22 protein-coding genes and 1 pseudogene are annotated in these 18,194 nt (G+C 68.9%); 18 read left to right on the plus strand and 5 right to left on the minus strand.

Features of this window, described 5'->3' with window-relative positions; genetic code table 11:
* Positions 1-26: 26 nt before the first annotated feature.
* The 15 genes from ACIBSW_RS13135 (at position 27) to ACIBSW_RS13205 (ending at position 11,314) form a co-directional block, all read left to right on the plus strand.
* A complete protein-coding gene (locus tag ACIBSW_RS13135; protein ID WP_354722537.1) occupies positions 27-1,280 on the plus strand; it encodes a phage portal protein in 1,254 nt (417 codons plus the stop codon).
* Entirely contained in the window at positions 1,261-1,923 is a 663-nt protein-coding gene (locus tag ACIBSW_RS13140) for a head maturation protease, ClpP-related (RefSeq protein ID WP_354722538.1), read from the plus strand. The genes ACIBSW_RS13135 and ACIBSW_RS13140 overlap by 20 nt, the downstream gene beginning before the upstream one ends.
* Positions 1,923-3,113, plus strand: a complete 1,191-nt coding sequence (locus tag ACIBSW_RS13145) for a phage major capsid protein (RefSeq protein WP_354722539.1) — start codon at positions 1,923-1,925, stop codon at positions 3,111-3,113. Before ACIBSW_RS13140 ends, ACIBSW_RS13145 begins: the two co-directional genes overlap by 1 nt.
* Before the next feature lie 2 nt (positions 3,114-3,115).
* A complete protein-coding gene (locus ACIBSW_RS13150; protein ID WP_354722540.1) occupies positions 3,116-3,523 on the plus strand; it encodes a hypothetical protein in 408 nt (135 codons plus the stop codon).
* A 13-nt stretch (positions 3,524-3,536) separates the two neighbouring features.
* A complete protein-coding gene (locus ACIBSW_RS13155) occupies positions 3,537-4,109 on the plus strand; it encodes a hypothetical protein (RefSeq protein WP_354722541.1) in 573 nt (190 codons plus the stop codon).
* The gene (locus ACIBSW_RS13160) at positions 4,106-4,519 is read left to right on the plus strand and encodes a hypothetical protein (protein WP_354722542.1); all 414 of its coding nucleotides are present in this window, start codon (positions 4,106-4,108) and stop codon (positions 4,517-4,519) included. Before ACIBSW_RS13155 ends, ACIBSW_RS13160 begins: the two co-directional genes overlap by 4 nt.
* Entirely contained in the window at positions 4,519-5,028 is a 510-nt protein-coding gene (locus tag ACIBSW_RS13165; protein WP_354722543.1) for a hypothetical protein, read from the plus strand. Before ACIBSW_RS13160 ends, ACIBSW_RS13165 begins: the two co-directional genes overlap by 1 nt.
* A 10-nt stretch (positions 5,029-5,038) precedes the next feature.
* Positions 5,039-5,443, plus strand: a complete 405-nt coding sequence (locus tag ACIBSW_RS13170; protein ID WP_354722544.1) for a hypothetical protein — start codon at positions 5,039-5,041, stop codon at positions 5,441-5,443.
* 10 nt (positions 5,444-5,453) lie between these two features.
* Positions 5,454-5,789 carry a hypothetical protein gene (locus ACIBSW_RS13175; protein ID WP_354722545.1) on the plus strand — a complete coding sequence of 112 codons (336 nt, stop codon included), beginning with the start codon at positions 5,454-5,456 and terminating at the stop codon, positions 5,787-5,789.
* A gap of 167 nt (positions 5,790-5,956) precedes the next feature.
* Positions 5,957-6,370, plus strand: coding sequence for an HK97 gp10 family phage protein (locus tag ACIBSW_RS13180; RefSeq protein WP_354722546.1), 414 nt, complete (start codon positions 5,957-5,959; stop codon positions 6,368-6,370).
* Entirely contained in the window at positions 6,370-7,665 is a 1,296-nt protein-coding gene (locus ACIBSW_RS13185) for a hypothetical protein (protein WP_354722547.1), read from the plus strand. Before ACIBSW_RS13180 ends, ACIBSW_RS13185 begins: the two co-directional genes overlap by 1 nt.
* Before the next feature lie 2 nt (positions 7,666-7,667).
* Positions 7,668-9,791 carry a hypothetical protein gene (locus tag ACIBSW_RS13190; RefSeq protein ID WP_354722548.1) on the plus strand — a complete coding sequence of 708 codons (2,124 nt, stop codon included), beginning with the start codon at positions 7,668-7,670 and terminating at the stop codon, positions 9,789-9,791.
* A gap of 1 nt (position 9,792) precedes the next feature.
* Complete coding sequence (locus ACIBSW_RS13195) at positions 9,793-10,278, plus strand: hypothetical protein (RefSeq protein WP_354722549.1); 486 nt, start codon at positions 9,793-9,795, stop codon at positions 10,276-10,278.
* Between the two features lie 8 nt (positions 10,279-10,286).
* On the plus strand, positions 10,287-10,616 hold the full coding sequence (locus ACIBSW_RS13200; protein ID WP_354722550.1) for a hypothetical protein: 330 nt from the start codon (positions 10,287-10,289) through the stop codon (positions 10,614-10,616).
* Entirely contained in the window at positions 10,616-11,314 is a 699-nt protein-coding gene (locus ACIBSW_RS13205; RefSeq protein ID WP_354722551.1) for a hypothetical protein, read from the plus strand. The genes ACIBSW_RS13200 and ACIBSW_RS13205 overlap by 1 nt, the downstream gene beginning before the upstream one ends.
* On the opposite strand, the gene ACIBSW_RS13210 is transcribed toward ACIBSW_RS13205, so the two are convergent.
* Positions 11,315-11,533, minus strand: coding sequence for a hypothetical protein (locus tag ACIBSW_RS13210; protein ID WP_354722552.1), 219 nt, complete (start codon positions 11,531-11,533; stop codon positions 11,315-11,317).
* Positions 11,534-11,694: 161 nt separating this feature from the next.
* Between ACIBSW_RS13210 and ACIBSW_RS13215 the strand changes: the two genes are divergently transcribed.
* Positions 11,695-11,898, plus strand: a complete 204-nt coding sequence (locus ACIBSW_RS13215; RefSeq protein ID WP_354722553.1) for a DNA-binding protein — start codon at positions 11,695-11,697, stop codon at positions 11,896-11,898.
* A 62-nt stretch (positions 11,899-11,960) separates the two neighbouring features.
* Here ACIBSW_RS13215 and ACIBSW_RS13220 read toward each other — a convergent pair whose 3' ends face one another.
* From ACIBSW_RS13220 to ACIBSW_RS13230, 3 genes and pseudogenes are all read right to left on the minus strand, one after another.
* Complete coding sequence (locus ACIBSW_RS13220) at positions 11,961-12,506, minus strand: DUF6907 domain-containing protein (RefSeq protein WP_354722554.1); 546 nt, start codon at positions 12,504-12,506, stop codon at positions 11,961-11,963.
* 270 nt (positions 12,507-12,776) lie between these two features.
* Positions 12,777-13,025: pseudogene (locus tag ACIBSW_RS13225) on the minus strand (tyrosine-type recombinase/integrase); the annotation flags it as partial.
* A 37-nt stretch (positions 13,026-13,062) separates the two neighbouring features.
* The gene (locus tag ACIBSW_RS13230) at positions 13,063-14,574 is read right to left on the minus strand and encodes a PIN-like domain-containing protein (RefSeq protein ID WP_354722555.1); all 1,512 of its coding nucleotides are present in this window, start codon (positions 14,572-14,574) and stop codon (positions 13,063-13,065) included.
* An 820-nt stretch (positions 14,575-15,394) separates the two neighbouring features.
* Here ACIBSW_RS13230 and ACIBSW_RS13235 point away from each other — a divergent pair.
* Together ACIBSW_RS13235 and ACIBSW_RS13240 are read left to right on the plus strand one after the other, a co-directional pair.
* A complete protein-coding gene (locus ACIBSW_RS13235; RefSeq protein WP_354722556.1) occupies positions 15,395-15,901 on the plus strand; it encodes a hypothetical protein in 507 nt (168 codons plus the stop codon).
* Positions 15,902-15,977: 76 nt separating this feature from the next.
* Entirely contained in the window at positions 15,978-16,493 is a 516-nt protein-coding gene (locus tag ACIBSW_RS13240) for a hypothetical protein (protein ID WP_354722557.1), read from the plus strand.
* 201 nt (positions 16,494-16,694) lie between these two features.
* Here ACIBSW_RS13240 and ACIBSW_RS13245 read toward each other — a convergent pair whose 3' ends face one another.
* Positions 16,695-18,038, minus strand: a complete 1,344-nt coding sequence (locus ACIBSW_RS13245; RefSeq protein ID WP_354722558.1) for a hypothetical protein — start codon at positions 18,036-18,038, stop codon at positions 16,695-16,697.
* Positions 18,039-18,194: the final 156 nt, after the last annotated feature.

The raw sequence follows: 18,194 nt of genomic DNA on the forward strand, positions 1-18,194 counted from the left end.
CGGGATAGTGAGGTAACCTCAGCATCGTGAAGTGGCCGTGGAGCAGACGCGCAGAGCCGCAGAACTCCACGTTGTCCATCGCCGACCCCGCGCTCGCCGCGTACTTCAACCCCGGCGGGTACGTCGACCTGGCCGGCGCCTCGGTCAACCAGCACACGATCCTGGGCCTGTCGGCCGTCTTCCGCGCCGTGTCGCTGATCTCCGGCACCCTGGCGTCGCTGCCGCTGCGCTCGTACCGCGAGGGCGCCGGCGGGATGCCCGAGCGGGTGGCGTCGATCTTCGACAACCCGGACGGCGACGAGGGCCAGACGCAGTTCGAATGGGAGGAAACTCTCTTCGCGCACCTGGTGATCCACGGGCGCGCCGGCGCCTTGAAGGTCCGCAACGAGGCCGGCAGCCTGGTCCGGCTTCCGCTGGTGCACCCGGTCAGCTTCGCCGTGGAGCAGCCGACGACCGACGAGTACGCCAACCCCGACCGGCTGCCCGTCGGCGGGAAGTGGTTCCGGGTGTCGCTCGACGACGGCACGCAGGTCAAGCTCGACGAACGCGACTTCTGGTACGTGCCCGCGCTGAGCCTGGACGGCATCCACGGGATGGGCCTGCTCCAGGCAGCCTGCATGTCGATGAGCACGTCGATCGCCGCCGACCGGGCAGCCGCGAAGGCGTTCTCCTCCGGCGCCCTGATCTCCGGCCTGGCGACCCCGGACGATGACGTCGACCTGGTCGACGACCTGCCGCAGATCCGCGCCGAGCTGAACCGGTCGGTGAACGGCTACGAGAACGCGGGCACCATCGCGATCGTCAACCGCCGGCTGAAGTTCCAGCCCTGGGTGATGACCGCCCAGCAGGCGCAGTTCCTGGAGTCGCGCGGCTTCCAGATCGAGGAGGTCGCCCGCTGGACGGGCGTGCCGCCCACGCTCTTGATGCAGCTGGACAAGCAGACCTCGTGGGGCACCGGCGTCGAGGAGCAGAACCGAGCCCTGGGCCGGACCGTGTTGGCGCCCTGGGCGAACCGGCTGGAGGGCCGCGGGTCGCGGCTGCTGGCCCGGCCTCGCTGGCTGGAGATGGACTTCGCCGGGCTGGAGCGCCCGTCGCCGGACAGGGAGATCGAGCTGCTGCTGGCGCAGACCGGCAAGCCGTTCCTGACCGTGAACGAGGCCCGCAAGATCCGCAACCTGCCCCCGGTCGAGGGCGGCGACGTGCTGGGCGCTCCCGCTCCCGCGCCGGCGCCCGACGAGGACCCGGCCGAGGAGGACGACGATGATCCCGCAGCCGAGTAACCTCGCCGCGCTCCGCGCCGCCTGGCGCGCCGCAGAGGGCGTCACCGCCGCGGCCGCCCCGTGCTTCCGGCTGGTCAACGCCGCGACGCCGAAGCTGTACGTGAGCGGCATGATCGGCGGATTTGACCTCGACGCGCAGGACTTCGTCCTGCAGGTCCACGCGCTCAACGCCAAGGCCATCGACCTGCACGTCAACTCGGCGGGCGGGTTCGTCTGGGACACCCTGTCGATGTACGAGGCCCTGAAGTCGCACCCGGCCACGGTGACCGCGCACGTCGACGGCCTGGCCGCGTCCGCCGCGAGCTTTCTGATCCAGGCGGCCGACCACCGGGTGATGGCGACCGGCTCCCGCGGCATGGTCCACGACGCCCAGCTGGTCGCGGTCGGCTCCCCGGCGGAGGTCCGGCAGATGGCCGACATCGGCGACGCCGTGAGCGACGACATCGCCTCGATCTACGCCGAGCGCGCCGGCGGCAAGCCGGCCGCCTGGCGCAAGGCCATGACCGCGACCACCTGGTACTCGGCGCAGCAGATGGTCGACGCCAACCTGGCCGATCGGGTGGCCACCAAGCAATCGGGACCGGACAACCGGTCCCGGCTCATCACGGCGCGAGTTCGCGCCCTGGCAACCCGGGAGGGTTGATGCGCACCATCGAGGAGATCACCGCCGCGATGACCGCGCTCGTCGACGGGGCCGCGGACCGCAGCCTCACCGACGACGAGGTCACCGCCTACGAGGGCATGGAGCAGGAGCTGAAGGGCGCCCAGCGCACCGAGCAGATCCGCGCCCGCAACGCCGCCTACAACGTCGTGCGGACCCCCGCGGGCGTGCCGTCGAGCGGCTCCCGCCCGGCGGACACCATCGACAAGGCGTTCGACAACTTCCTGCGCACCGGCCGCCCGAACGCCGACCTGAGCCAGCTGGCGCCGACGAACGCCCAGGGCGAGGGATCTGCGCCGGAGGGCGGCTACCTGGTGCCGGACTCGTTCCGGCAGAAGATCGTGGACCGAATGGTCGCCTTCGGCGGGATCGCCAACGAGGCGGAGACCATCACCACGAGCACCGGCGCGCCGCTGCCGTGGGTCACCGTCGACGACACCGCCAACAGCGGCGAGATCGTCAACGAGGGCGGCACGTTCTCCGGCGGCGCGGACCTGGTGTTCGGCACCGCGAGCCTGGGCGCCTACTCCTACATGTCCGGCGGTGCGTCCGCTACGCCGCTGCGGGTGTCGCTGGAGCTGCTCCAAGACGCCGCGTTCAACGTGCAGGGCCTCGTCTCGGACAAGCTCGGCGAGCGCATCGCCCGGATCCAGGCGGTGCACCTGGTCCGCGGGTCCGGCTCCGGTGAGCCGCAGGGCATCGTCGACGGCCTGACCCCGGTGCAGCCGGCCGCTAACACCGGCTGGACCTACGCCGACCTGATCACGTTCATCCACTCCGTCGACCCGGCGTACCGACCCGGCGCGAAGTGGGCGTTCAACGACCAGACCCTCGCCACGATCAAGAAGATGGTCGACTCCCACGGCGACCCGCTGTGGCGTCCGGGCGAAGCGACGATGGGCACCGGCACCGAGGGCGGCACGCTGCTCGGCTACCCGGTGCGGATCGACCAGGCGTTCGTCGACCTGGACGTCGACGACTCGACCGACCTGTGCGGCGTGTTCGGCAACCTGCGCGAGGGCTTCGTGATCCGCCGCGTCCGGGACGTGCAGATCATGGTGAACCCGTACGCCCGGCAGGCGTACCGCCAGGTCGAGTTCACCGCGTGGGCGCGGATGGACGCGGCCCAGCAGAACACGAACGCCTACAAGGCGCTGAGCGGAAAGAGCTGACCATGAGCACTGTGCGCTGGTCCCTGAACGATCAGGTCACCGTCGTCAACATCCTGCCCGCGTTCGACGAGGACGGCGGCACCAGCAAGGCCGCCACCGAGTTCGACGTGCGCACCTACCCACCGGGTAGCCGGTTCCTGCTGATCCTCGACGTCGAGGGCGCGGCCGGGAACACCGGCGGTACCTGGTCGGTGGGCGAGTCCGCCACCACCGGCGGCGGTGTCACCGCGGCCACCACCGACGGCTCTCTCGCGGCCACCGGCGCCAGCACGGCGAACGTGCAGCGGGTGGTGTCGCTCAAGCCGAACCCGGCCAAGCCGTTCGTCACCGTGCTGTTCACCGACGCCGACGCGTCCACCGACGCGTACCTGACCGCGAACCTGATCGTGGTTCCGCGGGCGCTGGTCTGAGGAGGAGACGGCCGTGGCCTGGAAGCCGGACTACATCACCGCGGAGGGTCTGCGCAGCTACCTGCGCATCGACGACTCCGCCGATGACGTGTTCCTGGCGCTCTGGGCCACGACCGTCTCCCGCAACGTCGACGACTTCTGCGGCCGCCAGTTCGGCAAGGTGCCGCTGGTCGAGGCTCGCGAGTACGCGACGGTCTACGACCGGCACCAGGGCTGCTGGGTCGCGGAGATCGACGACGTGCAGTCGGTCGCCTCGATGATCGTGCTCGACGAGAACGCGACCGAGCTGGACACCTACACCCTGGGCCCGGTCAACGCCCTGCAGAAGGGCAAGCCGTACGAGCGGATCCACCTGACCACGGGCGGCCCGGTGACGATCTCGGCGCTGTGGGGCTGGACGAACGTGCCCAGCGCGGTGCCGACCGGCGCCTACCTGCAGGCGGCCCGGCTCGCCGCCCGGCGCGACAGTCCGTTCGGGATCTCCGGCTCACCGTCGGAGCAGGGCGAGATCCGGCTGCTGGCCCAGCTGGACCCGGACTTCCGGACGTCGCTGAAGCCGCTGGTGCGGAACTGGTGGGCGGCATGAGGCTCGACAAGGTCATGGACGAGGTGGCCCAGGCGCTGGAGCAGATCACCGGCCTGCGCGTGTTCGCGTACCCGCCGGAGACGCTCGTGCCGCCGGCCGGCTACGTCTCCTACCCGCAGTCGGTCGACTTCGACGAGGCCTACCAGCGCGGCGAGGACCGGTTCACCGACCTCCCGATCGTGCTGCTCGCCTCCAAGGTGACCACCCGCGCAGCCCGCGACACGGTGACGCAGTGGGCGTCCGGCGACGGCCCGAAGTCCGTCAAGCGCGCCCTCGAGGCGTGGACGTGGACGACGTGCGACGACCTGACGGTCACCTCGTGCGAGTTCGACGTCGAGAAGGTCGGAGGGGTCTCCTACCTCGCCGCGATGTTCAAAGCCACCGTTGTAGGCCCTGGAGAAGAGGACTGATGGCTACCACCCTGAAGACGGTCGCGACGTTCGAGATCGCGACGACCTTCAAGAACCTGCTCGACCTCAGCACGCCGGTCGACGCGGCCACGCTGACGGCGAAGATCCAGCTGTCGAACGGGACCGGCGCGAACGCAGCCGACATCCTGTTCCACGACCAGCGGACTCTCGCGGCCAGCGCCACGGAGAACCTGGACCTGGCCGGCTCGCTCGCCGGGCCGTTCGGCGCGTCGATGGTCTTCGCCGAGGTCCGGGCCGTCATGGTCAAGGCCGCGGCGGCGAACACGAACAACGTCAACGTGATCCGGGAGGGCACCAACGGAGTGCCGCTGTTCCTCGCGCTCGGCGACGGCATTCCGGTGCCGCCCGGCGGCGTATTCGCCTGGGCCTGCGGTGCGGACGCCAAGGTCGCCGTCACGGCCAGCACGGGCGACCTGCTCACCTTCACGAACTCGTCCGGGTCGACCTCGGTCACCTACGACGTGTTCATCGTCGGCACCTCGGCCTGAGGAGGGCATCGTGGCGCGTAAGCACAGCAAGCACACCGTGATCATCATCGACGGCAACGACGTCTCGACGTTCTGCACGGACTCCAACTGCGAGCAGAGCAGCGGGACCGAGGACAACACGACGTACGGCAAGAACGCCGTGGTCAAGGACCCGACGCTGCTCGACGGGGCGTTCGGCTGCTCCGGCAAGTACGACGACTCCGCGTCCGGCCCCCGTGCCGTCCTGAAGCCGCTCGTGGGCACGAAGGTCACCGTCCAGTACCGGCCGGAGGGCACCGGCGCCGGGCTGCCGCAGGACGAGTTCGAGGTCGTCGTCACGAAGTACACCGAGACCGCGCCGGTGGCCGGCTACCGGACGTGGGCGCTGGAGACCGAGCCGTCGGACGAGTGGGACTCGACCGACCAGAGCGCCTGAGGAGGGCATCGTGACCGAGTACGCGAGCGCCGACGACCTGCTCGTCGGCGACCTGGGCGACGGCGAGGACCTGACCCTGCCGAGCGGCAAGACGGTCCGGCTCCGCGGCCTGTCCCGCCACGAGCTGATGTTCAACGGCAAGGGCACCGAGGACAACGCGCTGATCGAGCGCCGCAACGTCGTCTCCTGCCTGGTCGAGCCGAAGCTGACCCTGGCCCAGGTCGAGAAGTGGCAGCGCAGCTCCTCGGCCGGCGGCGACTTCCGGACGCTGTCCGAGAAGATCCGCGACCTGTCCGGCCTTGGTGAGGGCGCCGCCAAAAGCGATCCGGGAGCAGCTGGAGAGTGACGAGTCCGACCTCTGGTTCGAGTTCTTCCTGGCCCAGAAGCTGGGGATGACCGTCGCCCGGATGCGCCGGGAGATGACCTCGTTGGAGTTCGCGCACTGGGCCGTCTGGTACGGCATCAAGGCCCAGCGCAGGCAGATGGAGATCGAGCAGGCGAAGGGGTGACCGGGTGGAAGCGAAGATCGAGGTCGGCGGCCTGGCCCAGCTGTCCCGCGGCCTGCGCGCCGTCGACGCCGATGCCCCGAAGGAGCTGCGGCTCGCCCTGAACGCGGCGGCCCAGCTGCTCGTCGACCAGGCGAAGCCGGAGGTGCCGTCGGTGTCCGGCGCCGCCCGCCGCAGCATGGTCGCCCGGTCCACCCGGACCTCGGCGCGGGTAGGCGTCGGCGGCAAGCGGGCCCCGTACTTCCCCTGGCTCGACTTCGGCGGCCAGGGCCGCGTCGCCGGCCGTCCGGCGCCGCGCGAGTTCCTGCGCGAGGGCCGCTACATCTACCCGACCCTGCGCCGGATCCGGCCGCAGATCGAGGAGCAGCTGCAGCAGTCGATCAGCAGGGTCATCAGCAACGCCGGCCTGGTGGAGGACTGATGGCCGGCAACACGATGACGCTGGAGTTCGCCGGCGACGCCACCAAGCTGCAGCAGGCCGCGAAGAAGGCCCAGGCCGCCACCGACGACGTCGCGGCCGCGGCCAAGAACGCCAGCACCGACTACGACAAGGCCGGCGACGCGTCGGACCGCTACGGCAGCAAGCTGGGCGACCTCGGCGCGGCCACCACCGGCGCCATGGACGCCATCGACGCGCTCGGCGGCGGTCTGCAGGCTGTCGCCGACGTCCAGGACTACGCCCGGGACAAGGCGGCCCGGCTCGCCCGGGCGAACGTCGACGTCATGCAGGCGACCGAGGACATGGCCCAGGCGACCCGCGACGCCAAGCAGGCGACCATCGACAGCGATCAGGCCGTCCTGGATGCCACGCAGGCCAAGCTGGACCAGAAGACCGCCCTGGACGACTACAACGCCGCGGTGAAAGAGCACGGCAAGAACAGCGCGGAGGCCCGGCAGGCTGACATCGACCTCAAGCAGGCCGGTATCGACCTGCGGCAGGCGCAGGAGGACCAGGCCCAGGCCACCCGGGACGCGTCGCAGGCCAACATCGACGCCAAGACGGCCCAGGTCGACCTCAACGACGCCATGCACGAGGCGAACCCTCCGGAGCTGCAGGAGTGGGCCGACAAGATGGCCCTGGTCACGCCGCTGCTGACCGCGATGATGGGCGCCACCGCGCTGGTGACGGCCGCGCAGTGGGCCTGGAACATCGCCCAACTCGCGTCACCGACGACGTGGATCATCCTGGCGATCGTCGCCCTGATCGCGATCATCGTGCTGATCGCGACGAAGACGGACTGGTTCCAGCGGGCGTGGCGCGCCTCCTGGGGATGGATCAAGAAGGCGGCCAGCAACACCTGGGACTTCCTGAAGAAGATCCCCGGCTGGCTCGGCACCGCCTTCTCGAAGATCGCCGGGTTCATCACCGCGCCGTTCCGGATGGCGTTCAACTTCGTCGCCGACGCGTGGAACAACACGATCGGCCGGCTGTCCTGGTCGGTGCCCGGCTGGGTGCCCGGCATCGGCGGCAACTCGATCAGCGTGCCGAAGATCCCGAAGTTCCACTCCGGCGGCGTCATGCCCGGAGCGCCCGGCTCGGAAGGCCTCGCGCTGCTGCAGGCCGGCGAGACCATCACGCCCGCGGGCAGCTCGAGCGGCGGCCGGGCCCCGGTGTACGTGACCGGTGACGGGTTCGTCGACGCGCTGATCCGAGTGCTGGCGGACCGGGTCACGGAGCGGGGCGGGTCGCCGCGCGTCCTGGGAATCACGGTCTAGCCGTGGCCAGCCAGCAGCAGGACGTCGTCTTCCAGTTCTTCGACCCGGCCACCTCCACGTGGACCGATCAGCGCGTGCTGACCGATCCGCCGATCAAGACCTACCGGTACGGGATCCCGGGCGAGCTGCAGGCCGCGAAGATCGAGGTGACCCTCGACAACGAGGACGACCGGTACGACCCGGACAACCCGATGTCGCCGCTCTACGGCATCGTGGGCCGGTACACCCGGTGCCGGGTGCGGCAGAACGACCTCACCGCGACGCAGGCGGAAGCGGCCAGCTTCTCCCCGGAGCGGTCCCTCGCTCACGTGGCCGGCCGGCCCACGCCCGGCACGGAGCCGGCGGGTAAGGGCAAAGCCGTCTGCCGTGTCGTCGCCGAGGGCCTGCTGAGGCGGGTGCTGTCCTGGACGACCACGCTGCAGTCGCCGATGTACCGGGCGCCGCAGCGCCTCGTGCCGCGGCTGATCGGGCACTGGCCGATGGAGGACGGCCGGGACGCGTCCGCGCTCACCAACGCCGCCCCGAACGGGCGCCCGGGCACGCAGCTCAACGTCACGTTCCAGGGCAACGACGGGTCCGGCGGCTCATCCGAGGTGATCAGCCTCGCCGCCGACAGCGTCATGACCGGAGTCTTCGCGTCCGCGTCCGCCACCGCCGGGTGGCAGCTGTCCCTCGCGCTGCAGCTCGCCGCGCTGCCCGCCGACGGCACGCTGCGGCCGATCATCCAGTGGTGGTGCTCCAACGGCTACCGCTGGACGTTCTCCGTGAACAACACGTCGTACCAGTGGGACGTCGTCGACTCCTCCGGCGCGTCGGTCAACTCGCACAACAGCGCGTTCGGCGCCGGCGCCGCCCCGAACCAGTGGCTGATCCACCGCATCAAGGTGTCGGAGTCCGGCGGCACCGTGACCACCGAGCCGGCCTGGTACACCGAGGGCACCGGGACCGTGTTCGGTGTCACGGACACGTTCGCCGGCACGGTCGGCGCGCTGACCCGCTGGCGCATCGCCGGCAACGCGCACCTGGTCGACGCGGGCATCGGGCACCTGTTCGCGGTCACCACGACCGCGGACAATCTGCAGTCCAACGAGATCACCCGCTCGTTCGACGGCTACCCGGGCGAGACCGCGGCCAACCGGTTCGGCCGGCTCATGGACGAAGAGGGCCTGCTCTGGTACCTCGACGGCGACTTCGACGACACGGAGCTGATGGGCTTCCAGCGCGCCGGCACGCTGCAATCCCACCTGGAAGAGATCATGCGCACCGACGATGCGCTGATCGTCGACGAGCGCCTCGACGCGACCGGGCTGACCATGATCACCCGCAAGTTCCGCAGCGGGCAGACGCCCGCCCTGGAGTTGCAGTGGCCGGGCGACATCACCCCTCCGCTGCGGAAGATCACCGGCGACAAGGACCTGTACAACCACGTGACCGCGGCCAACGCGGCCGGCGGGGAGTACACGGCCGTGCTCGAGTCCGGGCCGTTGTCGACCGCGGAGCAGCCGAACGGCATCGGCGAGAAGAAGCAGCGCGTCGACGTCAACGTGGAGCTCGACGAACAGCTCAAGAGCATCGCCGAGTGGTACCGGTCCAAGGGCACCGTGGGCCGGGCCCGCTACACCGACATCCTGGTGAACGTCCGGAACCGGCCGGACCTGGAAGAGGCGTGCCAGGGCGTCGACGTCGGCATGTTGATCACGGTGGCCGGGCTGGAGTTCGACACCATCCCGCTGCTGGTCATCGCGATCGAGCGGACGATCGAGACGCACCGCACGATCTTCGCGTTCACCTGCGAGCCCGCCGACACCTTCGACGTGGGCCGCTACGACAGCGGCGACAAGTGGTCCTCGGCGACCACGGTGCTCGGCGGCACCACCTACGCGCCGTCGGCCACCTCGCTGACCCTGAGCACCACGAGCCCGCGGGACCGGTGGTCGACCACCGCGACACCGTATGACCTGAAGATCGCCGGTGAGGTGGTCACCTGCACGGCCATGGGCGCCGCCTCCGGCTCCGGCCCGTACACGCAGACGGCCACGGTGCGCCGGTCGGTCAACGGGGTGCGGAAGTGGCTGTCCGCCGGCGACGAGGTCCACCTGGCCAACCCGAAGAAGTGGGGGAGATGACATGGCGGTAGCTCCTGGCGAGGACATCGACGCCTCCGACATGCCGATCGAGCGGTACCCGATCGGCCGCATGGTGCAGGCCGTGGCGCAGTCGATCCCGGACAACACCGTCACCGCGCTGACCTGGACCACCGAGGACATCGACACCGACGGCTTCCACGACACCGCGGTCAACAACACCCGCATCACGCCCAACCTCGAGGGCTACTACGAGTTCCACTTCACCTACTACTCCGCGGCGCAGACCACACCGGCGAGCATGGACGTGTCGCTGCGCAAGAACGGCTCCGGGTCGATCGCCTCCGGCACCCGCACGGCCGGCGCCACGGTCGCGACCGGCGTCTCCGGCAACACCATCGTCGAGATGAACGGCACGACCGACTACGTGGAGGTGATGGCGCTTCAGGACTCGTCCGGGGCGGTCAACACCAACGCCTCGTCCCGGTTCTCGTCCCACGTCACCTGGAAGTTCCTGCGACCCCTGTAGGAGGAGCGATGATCAAGCAGCTCACCTGGCCGGCCGTCGGCCTGATCGCCGTCCTCGGCGCGGTCACCATCGGCCTGGCCGCGTTCACCGACTGGGGGCCTGGCGAGATCCTCGGCCTGGTCGGCATCCTCGCCGGCATCGGCGGCGGCGCCGCGGTCGCCGGCGGCGTGTCCGGCCGCGTCGAGCAGCTGCAGGCCGAGACCACCGCGCAGACCTCGGCGCTGGAGACGATCGAGAAGAACACCAACGGCCTGTCGACCGCCGAGAAGCAGGAGATCGCCGAGCGGGGCGCCGCGGTCGTCATCGTCGAGCTCAAGCGCCAGGGAGTGATCCGCTGATGGCCGCCGCCCCGATCCTCGTACCGTGCCTGGTCGCCCTGCGCCGCGAGTTCAACCTGCTGGGCCCGCGCCGCGACAAGGGCTCCGACGGCTGGCTCGGCGACCGCGCGCATGCGCTGAACAGCTCTGACCACAACGGCGACGAGAGCGGCCGGACACCGTACGAGGACGCCGACAACGTCGACGAGGTCCACGGCCTGGACGTCGACGACACCGGCCCGTGGATCAACGGCTTCGTCTTCGACGTCGGCGTGGAGCTGATCCGGCTCAACCACCACCGCGGCCGCGACGACCGGCTGCAGAACATCATCCGCAACGGCCGCATCGCCTCGCGCTCGTGGGGCTGGGACTGGCGGGACTACAACGGCCCGAACGGGCACTACGAGCACGCGCATTTCAGCGCGCGCTACACGACCGCGCAGGAGCGCGACACCAGCCCGTGGGGGCTGGAGGAGAGGTGGGGGACCGACGTGGCGTTCGCCGATGACAAGATCAAGATCACCGAGACGACCGGCCGGGAACTGTACGAGCCGGACCTGAAGCCAGGCACCGAGGTCTACGCCTCCAGCGTCCTGCAGCTCGCCGCGATCCACGCCCGCAGGGCCGCGCTCAGCACCGACTCCGTCGAGACGCGGCTGACCACCATGGAGCGGGACATCGCCGCGATCAAGGCCGCGGTCGTGCCTCCTCCGACGTAGTCACCTCGTCCAGGCGAGGAACCGTTCGAAGGCCTCGGAGATCGGCAGGCCGGGCATGTCGCCGGCGGCCTCCTCGAGGTTGCCCCACGCGTACATGGCGACCTGGACCGGGCTCAACTCGGCGCGGAGCTTCTCCCGCGCCGGGTCGCAGGGCCAGGGCTTGCCGCAGGCCAGGCAGTCCCAGGACGGCCGGTGCGCGATGTGCTCGACGGTGGCCATGGTTGCCCCTCTGTCGCGATGGAAGGGAGGCGACGGCCACAAGATCTCTCACGGCCCCTAGCCGCCGCCTCCGTGCGGGACTTTACAACTAGTCAACCGGCCATGACTAGGGGTTGCGATATCACGCTGCTGTAAAGTAGCCAGCTCATAGCGTGATCGTCATGGGCAAGCTGAGGGTCATGGGCGCCGCGGAGATCGCCGAGCGCCTGCGCGTGACCCGGCAGCGCGCCTACCAGATCACCAGCCGCCGCGACTTCCCCGAGCCCATCGCGCACCTGGCCATGGGTCAGGTCTGGGACACCGAGGACGTCGAGGCCTGGGTCCGCGAGCGCCGGCCCGAGCTGAACGAGCCCGACGGCGAGTAACGCGAAGCGGCCCGCCCCGGGTAGGGGAGCGGGCCGCTCGGATTCGGCACGCAGGTGCCGAATCAGTCCTGGTCGGCGCCCTTGAGGTAGCCGAAGCCGTCGAGGATCGCGCGCGCCAGCTCGGCCGCCTGCTCCCACGTCGTCAGCTCCACCTCGCACCGCACGTACAGGTTCGGCACGCCCACCTTGCCCTCCAGCGGGCAATCCGTGCGGGCCACCTGTACCTCGACGCGCCCGCCCAGCAGCCGACGGACGGTCCCGTCGGTGTGGTCGTCGCCCATGTGCGTGATCAGGTCGTCCCGCTCGTCGACGGGGCCGTGGTCGTCGGTGCACCAGTCCGGGCAGCGGAGCAGCCGCCGGTTCTCGGCTGCCCACCGGGCCGCCGTGTCGTCGACGAGCTGCTGGGCCGGCGACTTCGCCACGGTCCTCGCGTTCTTGCCGTCCTCGCCAACTCCTGCCGTAACAGCAGTGGTCCTCGCGTAGGCCACGCCGGCCACGTAGCCGTCGGCGTATCCCTTGCCGTACTCGGTGCTGTCGTCGGGGGCGAGCTCGGCCAGGCTGTCGTTGATCTGCTCGCTGATGTTGGTGGGTTCGGGCATCATGTTCATGGGTCGCCTCCTGGGGCGATCAAGGGCCCGGGGCTCAGGTGTTCCAGCACCTGCCGGGCCCGTCTTGTACAGCAAGGGACTGTGGCCCGTACGTTCGTCGTCGACCTGCGTTTATGCTGGTCAGCACAGCGTTAATAGCCGAAGTGCTCATAATCCCTCGGTCGCGGGTTCGAGTCCCGCCCGCCCCACACAATGCCTGGTCAAGGCGTGTATCGCATCGATGCTCGCGGGTTCGGACCGGCCGGTACAGCAGCGAAGTACAGCAATCGGTCATCGACCCAGGCGCTCACCGAGGCGCTTGAGCGCGTCGCGGGTCTGCTGGTCAGTGACCTGCGTGTAGATCTCCATCGTGATCTTGAAGCTGGCGTGCCGCTAGATCTGCATCGCGACTCGCAAGTGCACGTCGAGGTCGGCGAGCAGCGTCCCGCAGGTGCGCCGGGCGTCATGCGCCGTGATCCGGCGCACGCCCGCTGGCTCGCACCGACGATCCCAGAACCGAAGGAAGTTGCGCGGCTCGAGGTCGGGCCTCACTGACGTCCGATGGCTCCTTGCTGAATCACAATGACCGACGGACGAAGTCGACGATCTCGGTCTCCGTTCGCACGCCCCTTGCCTTGAACCCCGCGGTTGTGATGGCTTTGCCGAGCGAGTTCTGCGAGGAGTACCAGTACGGGAGGTGCTTCCGGGCTGACGGCGCGAGCGGCTCACCGAGGATGTCCTCGACCTCGCTGAACCTCATGGAGACGGTGTCGGCGTCCAGGGCCATGAGGTACTCGGTGAGCGGCTGGTACTTGCCGGCCGGCTCGGCCTCCAAGACTGTCCCGGACGGCCGCGTTTCGGGGTTCAGAATGTCCACGACCTCGGCCGGAATGCGGATCGCCGTTAGCTGACCGGCGTCGACGTATACCGACTTCATCATCGGCGCGACCGAAGGCGGGAGGATTCCTTCCGACTGGAGGTCAGCTGTGATGCGAGCTGCGGGCCTGGTGATGCCTCGCAGCTTTCGATCGTCGCGGTAGTCGCACAGTACGTAGATTTCCTCGCGGCTGATGGAGCCCCCCGCGGCGGCTGCCGCGTTGATGATGTCGGCGAGGTCCCGTCGTCCTTCACCTCGCAACCGTTCGAGCAGCATCTCGACGGCCTCGGCCGTCCACTTCCCGGACTCCGCGATGTCCGAGCGGTTGACGTCCGCGTCTCTGGCGGACTGCGGATTCACCTCGACGTCGAGGACCTGTGACCGGTTGAGCAAGTCGCTGGCGCGCATCAGGAACAGGCGCTTCCCCGTGTTGTCGAAGAATTCCTTCGTCATCTCCTGCCGTGGGCCGATCATGTCCGGCCCACGCCGCCACCACCAGTCCTCCTTCTCGTCGTTCGTGACGATGATGAGATCCATCTGACGTGACTTCGCTTCGTCGCACGCCTGGGTGTAGACGAGAAAGTCGCCAGCGGCGCCCTCGGCATGTTGATCGCCCTTGTCGGCGTCGAGGTAGCCGGGAGGGATCAGGTTGTCGACGCGCTGGTTGCCTTCGACGATCAATGCATTCCATGTCTTTTCGGCGGGGCGGTGCAAAACCTTGTCAGCCAGTAGCTCTGCGAGCTTGTTCAATACCGGGTCCTCATCCGCTGACGTCGACGGATGGACGCGGTCGGGCGTAGCCTGGTCGATCGCACCCTGTAGGCGCTGGAACACTACGTCGACGTCGTCATGCAATCGCTGAAGCTCGGCGTCGTCGATCGCCAACTGCTTGGACCAAGTGTCGAGAGCGCGCACCGTGCCGGCACGGGTCTTCTCGAGTGCACTGCGCGCCTCGCTGGTTGCCTGTTCAGGGTTGCCGATCGCCTTGAGTCGATTGCGGTGGAACTCCCGCATTGCCTGGTAGGGCACGACGAGGCGGTCGCCCAACTTCTCGAAGATCGCAAGCAGATCGGCCGTTGTCCGGGCGTTGTAGCGGTAGAGGTTGAGAAGCACATTCGCGTCGACCGCGACGAGCGCACTCGTCAACGCCTCACGCGACTCGGCCTCGCTGACCACACGGTAGCCCTCGAAACCATCGAACAACCCAGCCATTGGGCCACCTCCTGCCAACGCTCCATTGTGGTATCGCAGGCATTGTCGGGCCATCAGTCGTATGGACGAGTGCTCACGGGCATGCAGGGTAATCGATAGAGGGCGTGTTGCTTAATTCCCGTATGCGAATCATTTGCTACGGCGGCAACCTTCAGAAGATCGCCTGAAGGCCCGTCCGGCACGCCTTCGAGAGGTTCGGTCGGCGATCAGATGGCCGTCATCGGCGCTCTCGCCGCACCCCGATTGCCGCGTGACATGGCCAAACGTCCCCCAAGTGGGTTGCCAGGGACGGTGTGTCGTGGTTCGCATGGTGCAACGTCCCGCCCCACAAACCCCAACCTGTGTGCGAAATTCGTCCACCGGGATCCGGTAGACCGGGAACAGCCGGTCACCGTCGAACCGTATTCGGTGATTTGGGTCTCCGTGGCCGCTCTGCACTGACCTGGGGTGCCGCTCCGCGGGGATGTCGGCCAGGTGTCGATGGATCTGTTCGATGGTGGCGGGGTCGACGGGTTGCGGTGGGGTGGTGGTCAGGTCGGTGAAATGGGTGCGGCGGTCGCCGAGTTGGTCGAGTTGGGTGGTCGGTGCGGCGATGCGGTTGCCGCAGGTGGCGTCGTCGAGGGCGCCTGTTTCGAATGCGGCGAGGTATCGGTCGATGGCGGCCTGGGTGACGGCGATGCGGCCGGGATGGTGTCGAGCTCGACGGTGCTGGGCGGTGTCGTCTGCGCGGCGGGTGTGTTCGCCGGCGATGGCCGTGCTGATCAGATCGGTGCGGGCGTAGAGCCGGTTCGCGCTGGTCGATTTCCCCTACGATCTTGCCGTGAACAACGACGACCGATACGAGAACGCACCGCAGCAGCAGACCTACGGTCAGCACCCATACCAGCCGCCGGCTGCCGGCCAGCAGCATCAGCAGCCCGGCGACCTACCGCCCGGAATGTGGCAACCTCCGGCCGGTCCGGGTCGGATGCCGCAGCCTCCGGCCGGTCCCGGGCAGATGCCGTACTTCCCGCAGGTGTCCGGAATGCAGATCACGCCCGAACTCGCCCAGCACCAGGCAAACATGCTTCATCAGGCGGGGAAGCTGAACAAAGGCGTCATCGTGGTCCTCGTCGCGGTCATGGCCGCCATGACACTCGCCTTCGCATGGGTGGGCATCACTACCGAGCTCAGGTTCGCGCTGGTGCTGGCACTGATCGTGCCGGTGGTGTTCGGGGGATATCTCGTCGCCACGCGCAGGATGCGGAGGAGTCAGCAGGGCATGCTCGACGAGATGGCGAAGATGCAACAGCGGCAGGCCGACGCCCTGCGCCGGACGCCACGCTGACCCGGCGACCTCCCCGGCGCCAGGAGGGATCGGGGCCACCATTCGCGATGGCGAATGTGCGGTAAAGTGCCGCGCCATGGGATTCGATCTTGTGGTCTTGACTCGGCAACGTCCGGCCGACCTTGCGACCCGGTGGGAAGAAGCGCTCGCCGCACAGGGTCTTCAGGTCGAGATCTGCCCCGGCTTCGACCTGGCTTCGTCGGAGGGTGGATTCCTTCCGTTCCGGCTGGACTCGGCGCCGAGGTCACTGATCGGCATGGACCTCACCGGGCCGAACGTCACCGGCTTCGAGCTGTACGCCGACAAGCGCGAGGTGACTCTCACGACCCGCTATCCACCGCTCGTCGCCGAGGTCATGATGCAATGGCTGGGCGCGGCGACCCTCGCTGCCATCACTGGCGGCGCCTATGAGGATCCGCAGCGGGGAGCGCGATACGAGGGATCGGACGCCATCGAGGTCGCGCTGGAAGAGATAGCCAAGGTTGTCGCTTCCGCTGATTCATCCGCGTTCATCCAGCATCCGTTTCCGGGCTGGGCCGCTCTGGGGGTCGACTCGGCGCCAGATTCCCAGACGGCGGGCGAGCCGGGCTAACGACCCTGTGTGCAGCAGTGCCGGGCGGCGTGGCGGCATGACCAAGACATAGACGGCCTGGCCCACCTGTGCCTGGCATCCCGCATGCCGCCCTCGCGGTCGCCTACGGCGTCGGCCGAACCACGGTCACCCGCGACGTCACCCAGATCCGTTGCCCGGTGGCTGCCGCGTCCCGGGGGCGCACGCCGAACCCGGAGACTGTCAGCGCTGTTGCCGCTCCAGTTCGTACGTGGCCCGCAATCTCAGCTCCCGCTCCAGCTCGTACAGCGTGGTGATGGTCGAATCGTCGTGGTCGAGGACGCGGCCGGCCAGCCCGATCAGCGAGTCGTCGTAATGCGGCGTCGACCATTCGAAGAGCAGGTCGAGAAGCGCATGGAAGGTCTCCGGCGGATCCGGCGCCATGGCCAGGCCGAGCCACGGACGGCTTACCCAGAGATCCAGCAGGGCGGTGAACGTCTGCACGCAATGCCGCTTCACCCTGGCATCTGCGTCGGAGTTGAGGTGGGCGGTCAGATCGCCGTACAGCCGTGCCATGTCCAGGCCGAGCACGCGGGCACCGGCGTACGCCCACCGGTTCGATCCGGTACCGCCGCCGTTCGCCTCCCAAGAAGGGTTCCACAGCAGACGAAGGAACTCGGGGAGGGCCGCAGGCCCGTGCAGGGCGACGCCGAGGATCAGGCCACCGTTGCAGTCGGTTGACGCCGCCCCTTCACCCCACTCCACAAGCCGGCCCAACCACGCCGGGTCACCGGTCTTTGTCGCCAGGATCGGCAGAAACTCCGGGAACAGACCGGCACCGACGTGCCGCTCCAGCGCCTGTCCGATCTCCGTCCGTAAGTCGTCACAGCGCAGGTGCAGCAGGCCCAGGCAGGCCTCGGGCACCCCGGAGGCGGGGAGGACGCCGGCCGGGTCGGGCTGCTCGGCGTACTGCCACAGCAGCCGCCCGGCCGGCTCGTGGCCCAGGTAGCCCAGGGCGTGCAGCACCTCGAACGGCACACCGTCGCGCAGCCGACCCGCCACTGCGCACTCTGCTGCCAGGCGCTCGGCGATCGTGGCATCACCATGCGCGGCGAGCACGGGTACCAGTTCGGCGCGAGTCGCCGGGCTGTCCAGGAACGCTGGCAGCAGCGCCCGTGCGTCCGGCAACGATCCGTGCCGCATCACCACGTCGACCGCCATTGACTCCCAACCCAGGCTCACCGGCGCCGGCACCCCAGCAAATCGATCGAGCAGTTCCCGCGTCACCGGCAACATCGGCAGCACCCTCCTTCTCCACCCAAGCGCAGCGCAGATCGTCTCATCTCGCTTGAGGTGGCCGTGCGCCACCGTGCCCGACCGACTCAGCGGCCCGGTCGAACACTTGGCGCCGGAGTTGTTGTTGCGTAGAACCTCCCCGCCCGGAGGCGTTGAGACGAGGTCGTCCAGGTGTGCGGTCATCGGCTCGATGAGAAACCGGGGGAGCGGGACGGATCGCCGCTGGTGTGTCCTCGGCGTGCCGAACACCGCGAGACCGTTGACCTCGGTTATCGACTCGGCGATGAGCATCCGGCGTCGGACGAGGTTGAGGTTCCGGACCCGCAGCGCGGCCAAGTTCGCCGCAGCGAAGTCCGGTATAGGAGAGAACGCGGATGATCAAGCCGTGCGGCTCGGCGGCCAGGGCGAGCCTGCCGACCTGCTTCGCTCGCCTGACCGGTTGGCGGG

Origin of the sequence: Actinoplanes sp. NPDC049668 (assembly GCF_044465445.1) — a bacterium.
In the GTDB taxonomy this organism is placed as follows: Bacteria; Actinomycetota; Actinomycetes; order Mycobacteriales; family Micromonosporaceae; genus Actinoplanes.

Coding starts and splice junctions, on each gene's coding strand:
- ACIBSW_RS13160 (WP_354722542.1), top strand. CDS start 4,106: ATGAGGCTCGACAAGGTCATGGACGAGGTGGCCCAGGCGCTGGAGCAG.
- ACIBSW_RS13245 (WP_354722558.1), bottom strand. CDS start 18,038: ATGCTCATCGCCGAGTCGATAACCGAGGTCAACGGTCTCGCGGTGTTC.
- ACIBSW_RS13185 (WP_354722547.1), top strand. CDS start 6,370: ATGGCCGGCAACACGATGACGCTGGAGTTCGCCGGCGACGCCACCAAG.
- ACIBSW_RS13230 (WP_354722555.1), bottom strand. CDS start 14,574: ATGGCTGGGTTGTTCGATGGTTTCGAGGGCTACCGTGTGGTCAGCGAG.
- ACIBSW_RS13195 (WP_354722549.1), top strand. CDS start 9,793: ATGGCGGTAGCTCCTGGCGAGGACATCGACGCCTCCGACATGCCGATC.
- ACIBSW_RS13240 (WP_354722557.1), top strand. CDS start 15,978: ATGGGATTCGATCTTGTGGTCTTGACTCGGCAACGTCCGGCCGACCTT.
- ACIBSW_RS13145 (WP_354722539.1), top strand. CDS start 1,923: ATGCGCACCATCGAGGAGATCACCGCCGCGATGACCGCGCTCGTCGAC.
- ACIBSW_RS13150 (WP_354722540.1), top strand. CDS start 3,116: ATGAGCACTGTGCGCTGGTCCCTGAACGATCAGGTCACCGTCGTCAAC.
- ACIBSW_RS13215 (WP_354722553.1), top strand. CDS start 11,695: ATGGGCAAGCTGAGGGTCATGGGCGCCGCGGAGATCGCCGAGCGCCTG.
- ACIBSW_RS13200 (WP_354722550.1), top strand. CDS start 10,287: ATGATCAAGCAGCTCACCTGGCCGGCCGTCGGCCTGATCGCCGTCCTC.
- ACIBSW_RS13205 (WP_354722551.1), top strand. CDS start 10,616: ATGGCCGCCGCCCCGATCCTCGTACCGTGCCTGGTCGCCCTGCGCCGC.
- ACIBSW_RS13210 (WP_354722552.1), bottom strand. CDS start 11,533: ATGGCCACCGTCGAGCACATCGCGCACCGGCCGTCCTGGGACTGCCTG.
- ACIBSW_RS13140 (WP_354722538.1), top strand. CDS start 1,261: ATGATCCCGCAGCCGAGTAACCTCGCCGCGCTCCGCGCCGCCTGGCGC.
- ACIBSW_RS13165 (WP_354722543.1), top strand. CDS start 4,519: ATGGCTACCACCCTGAAGACGGTCGCGACGTTCGAGATCGCGACGACC.
- ACIBSW_RS13220 (WP_354722554.1), bottom strand. CDS start 12,506: ATGAACATGATGCCCGAACCCACCAACATCAGCGAGCAGATCAACGAC.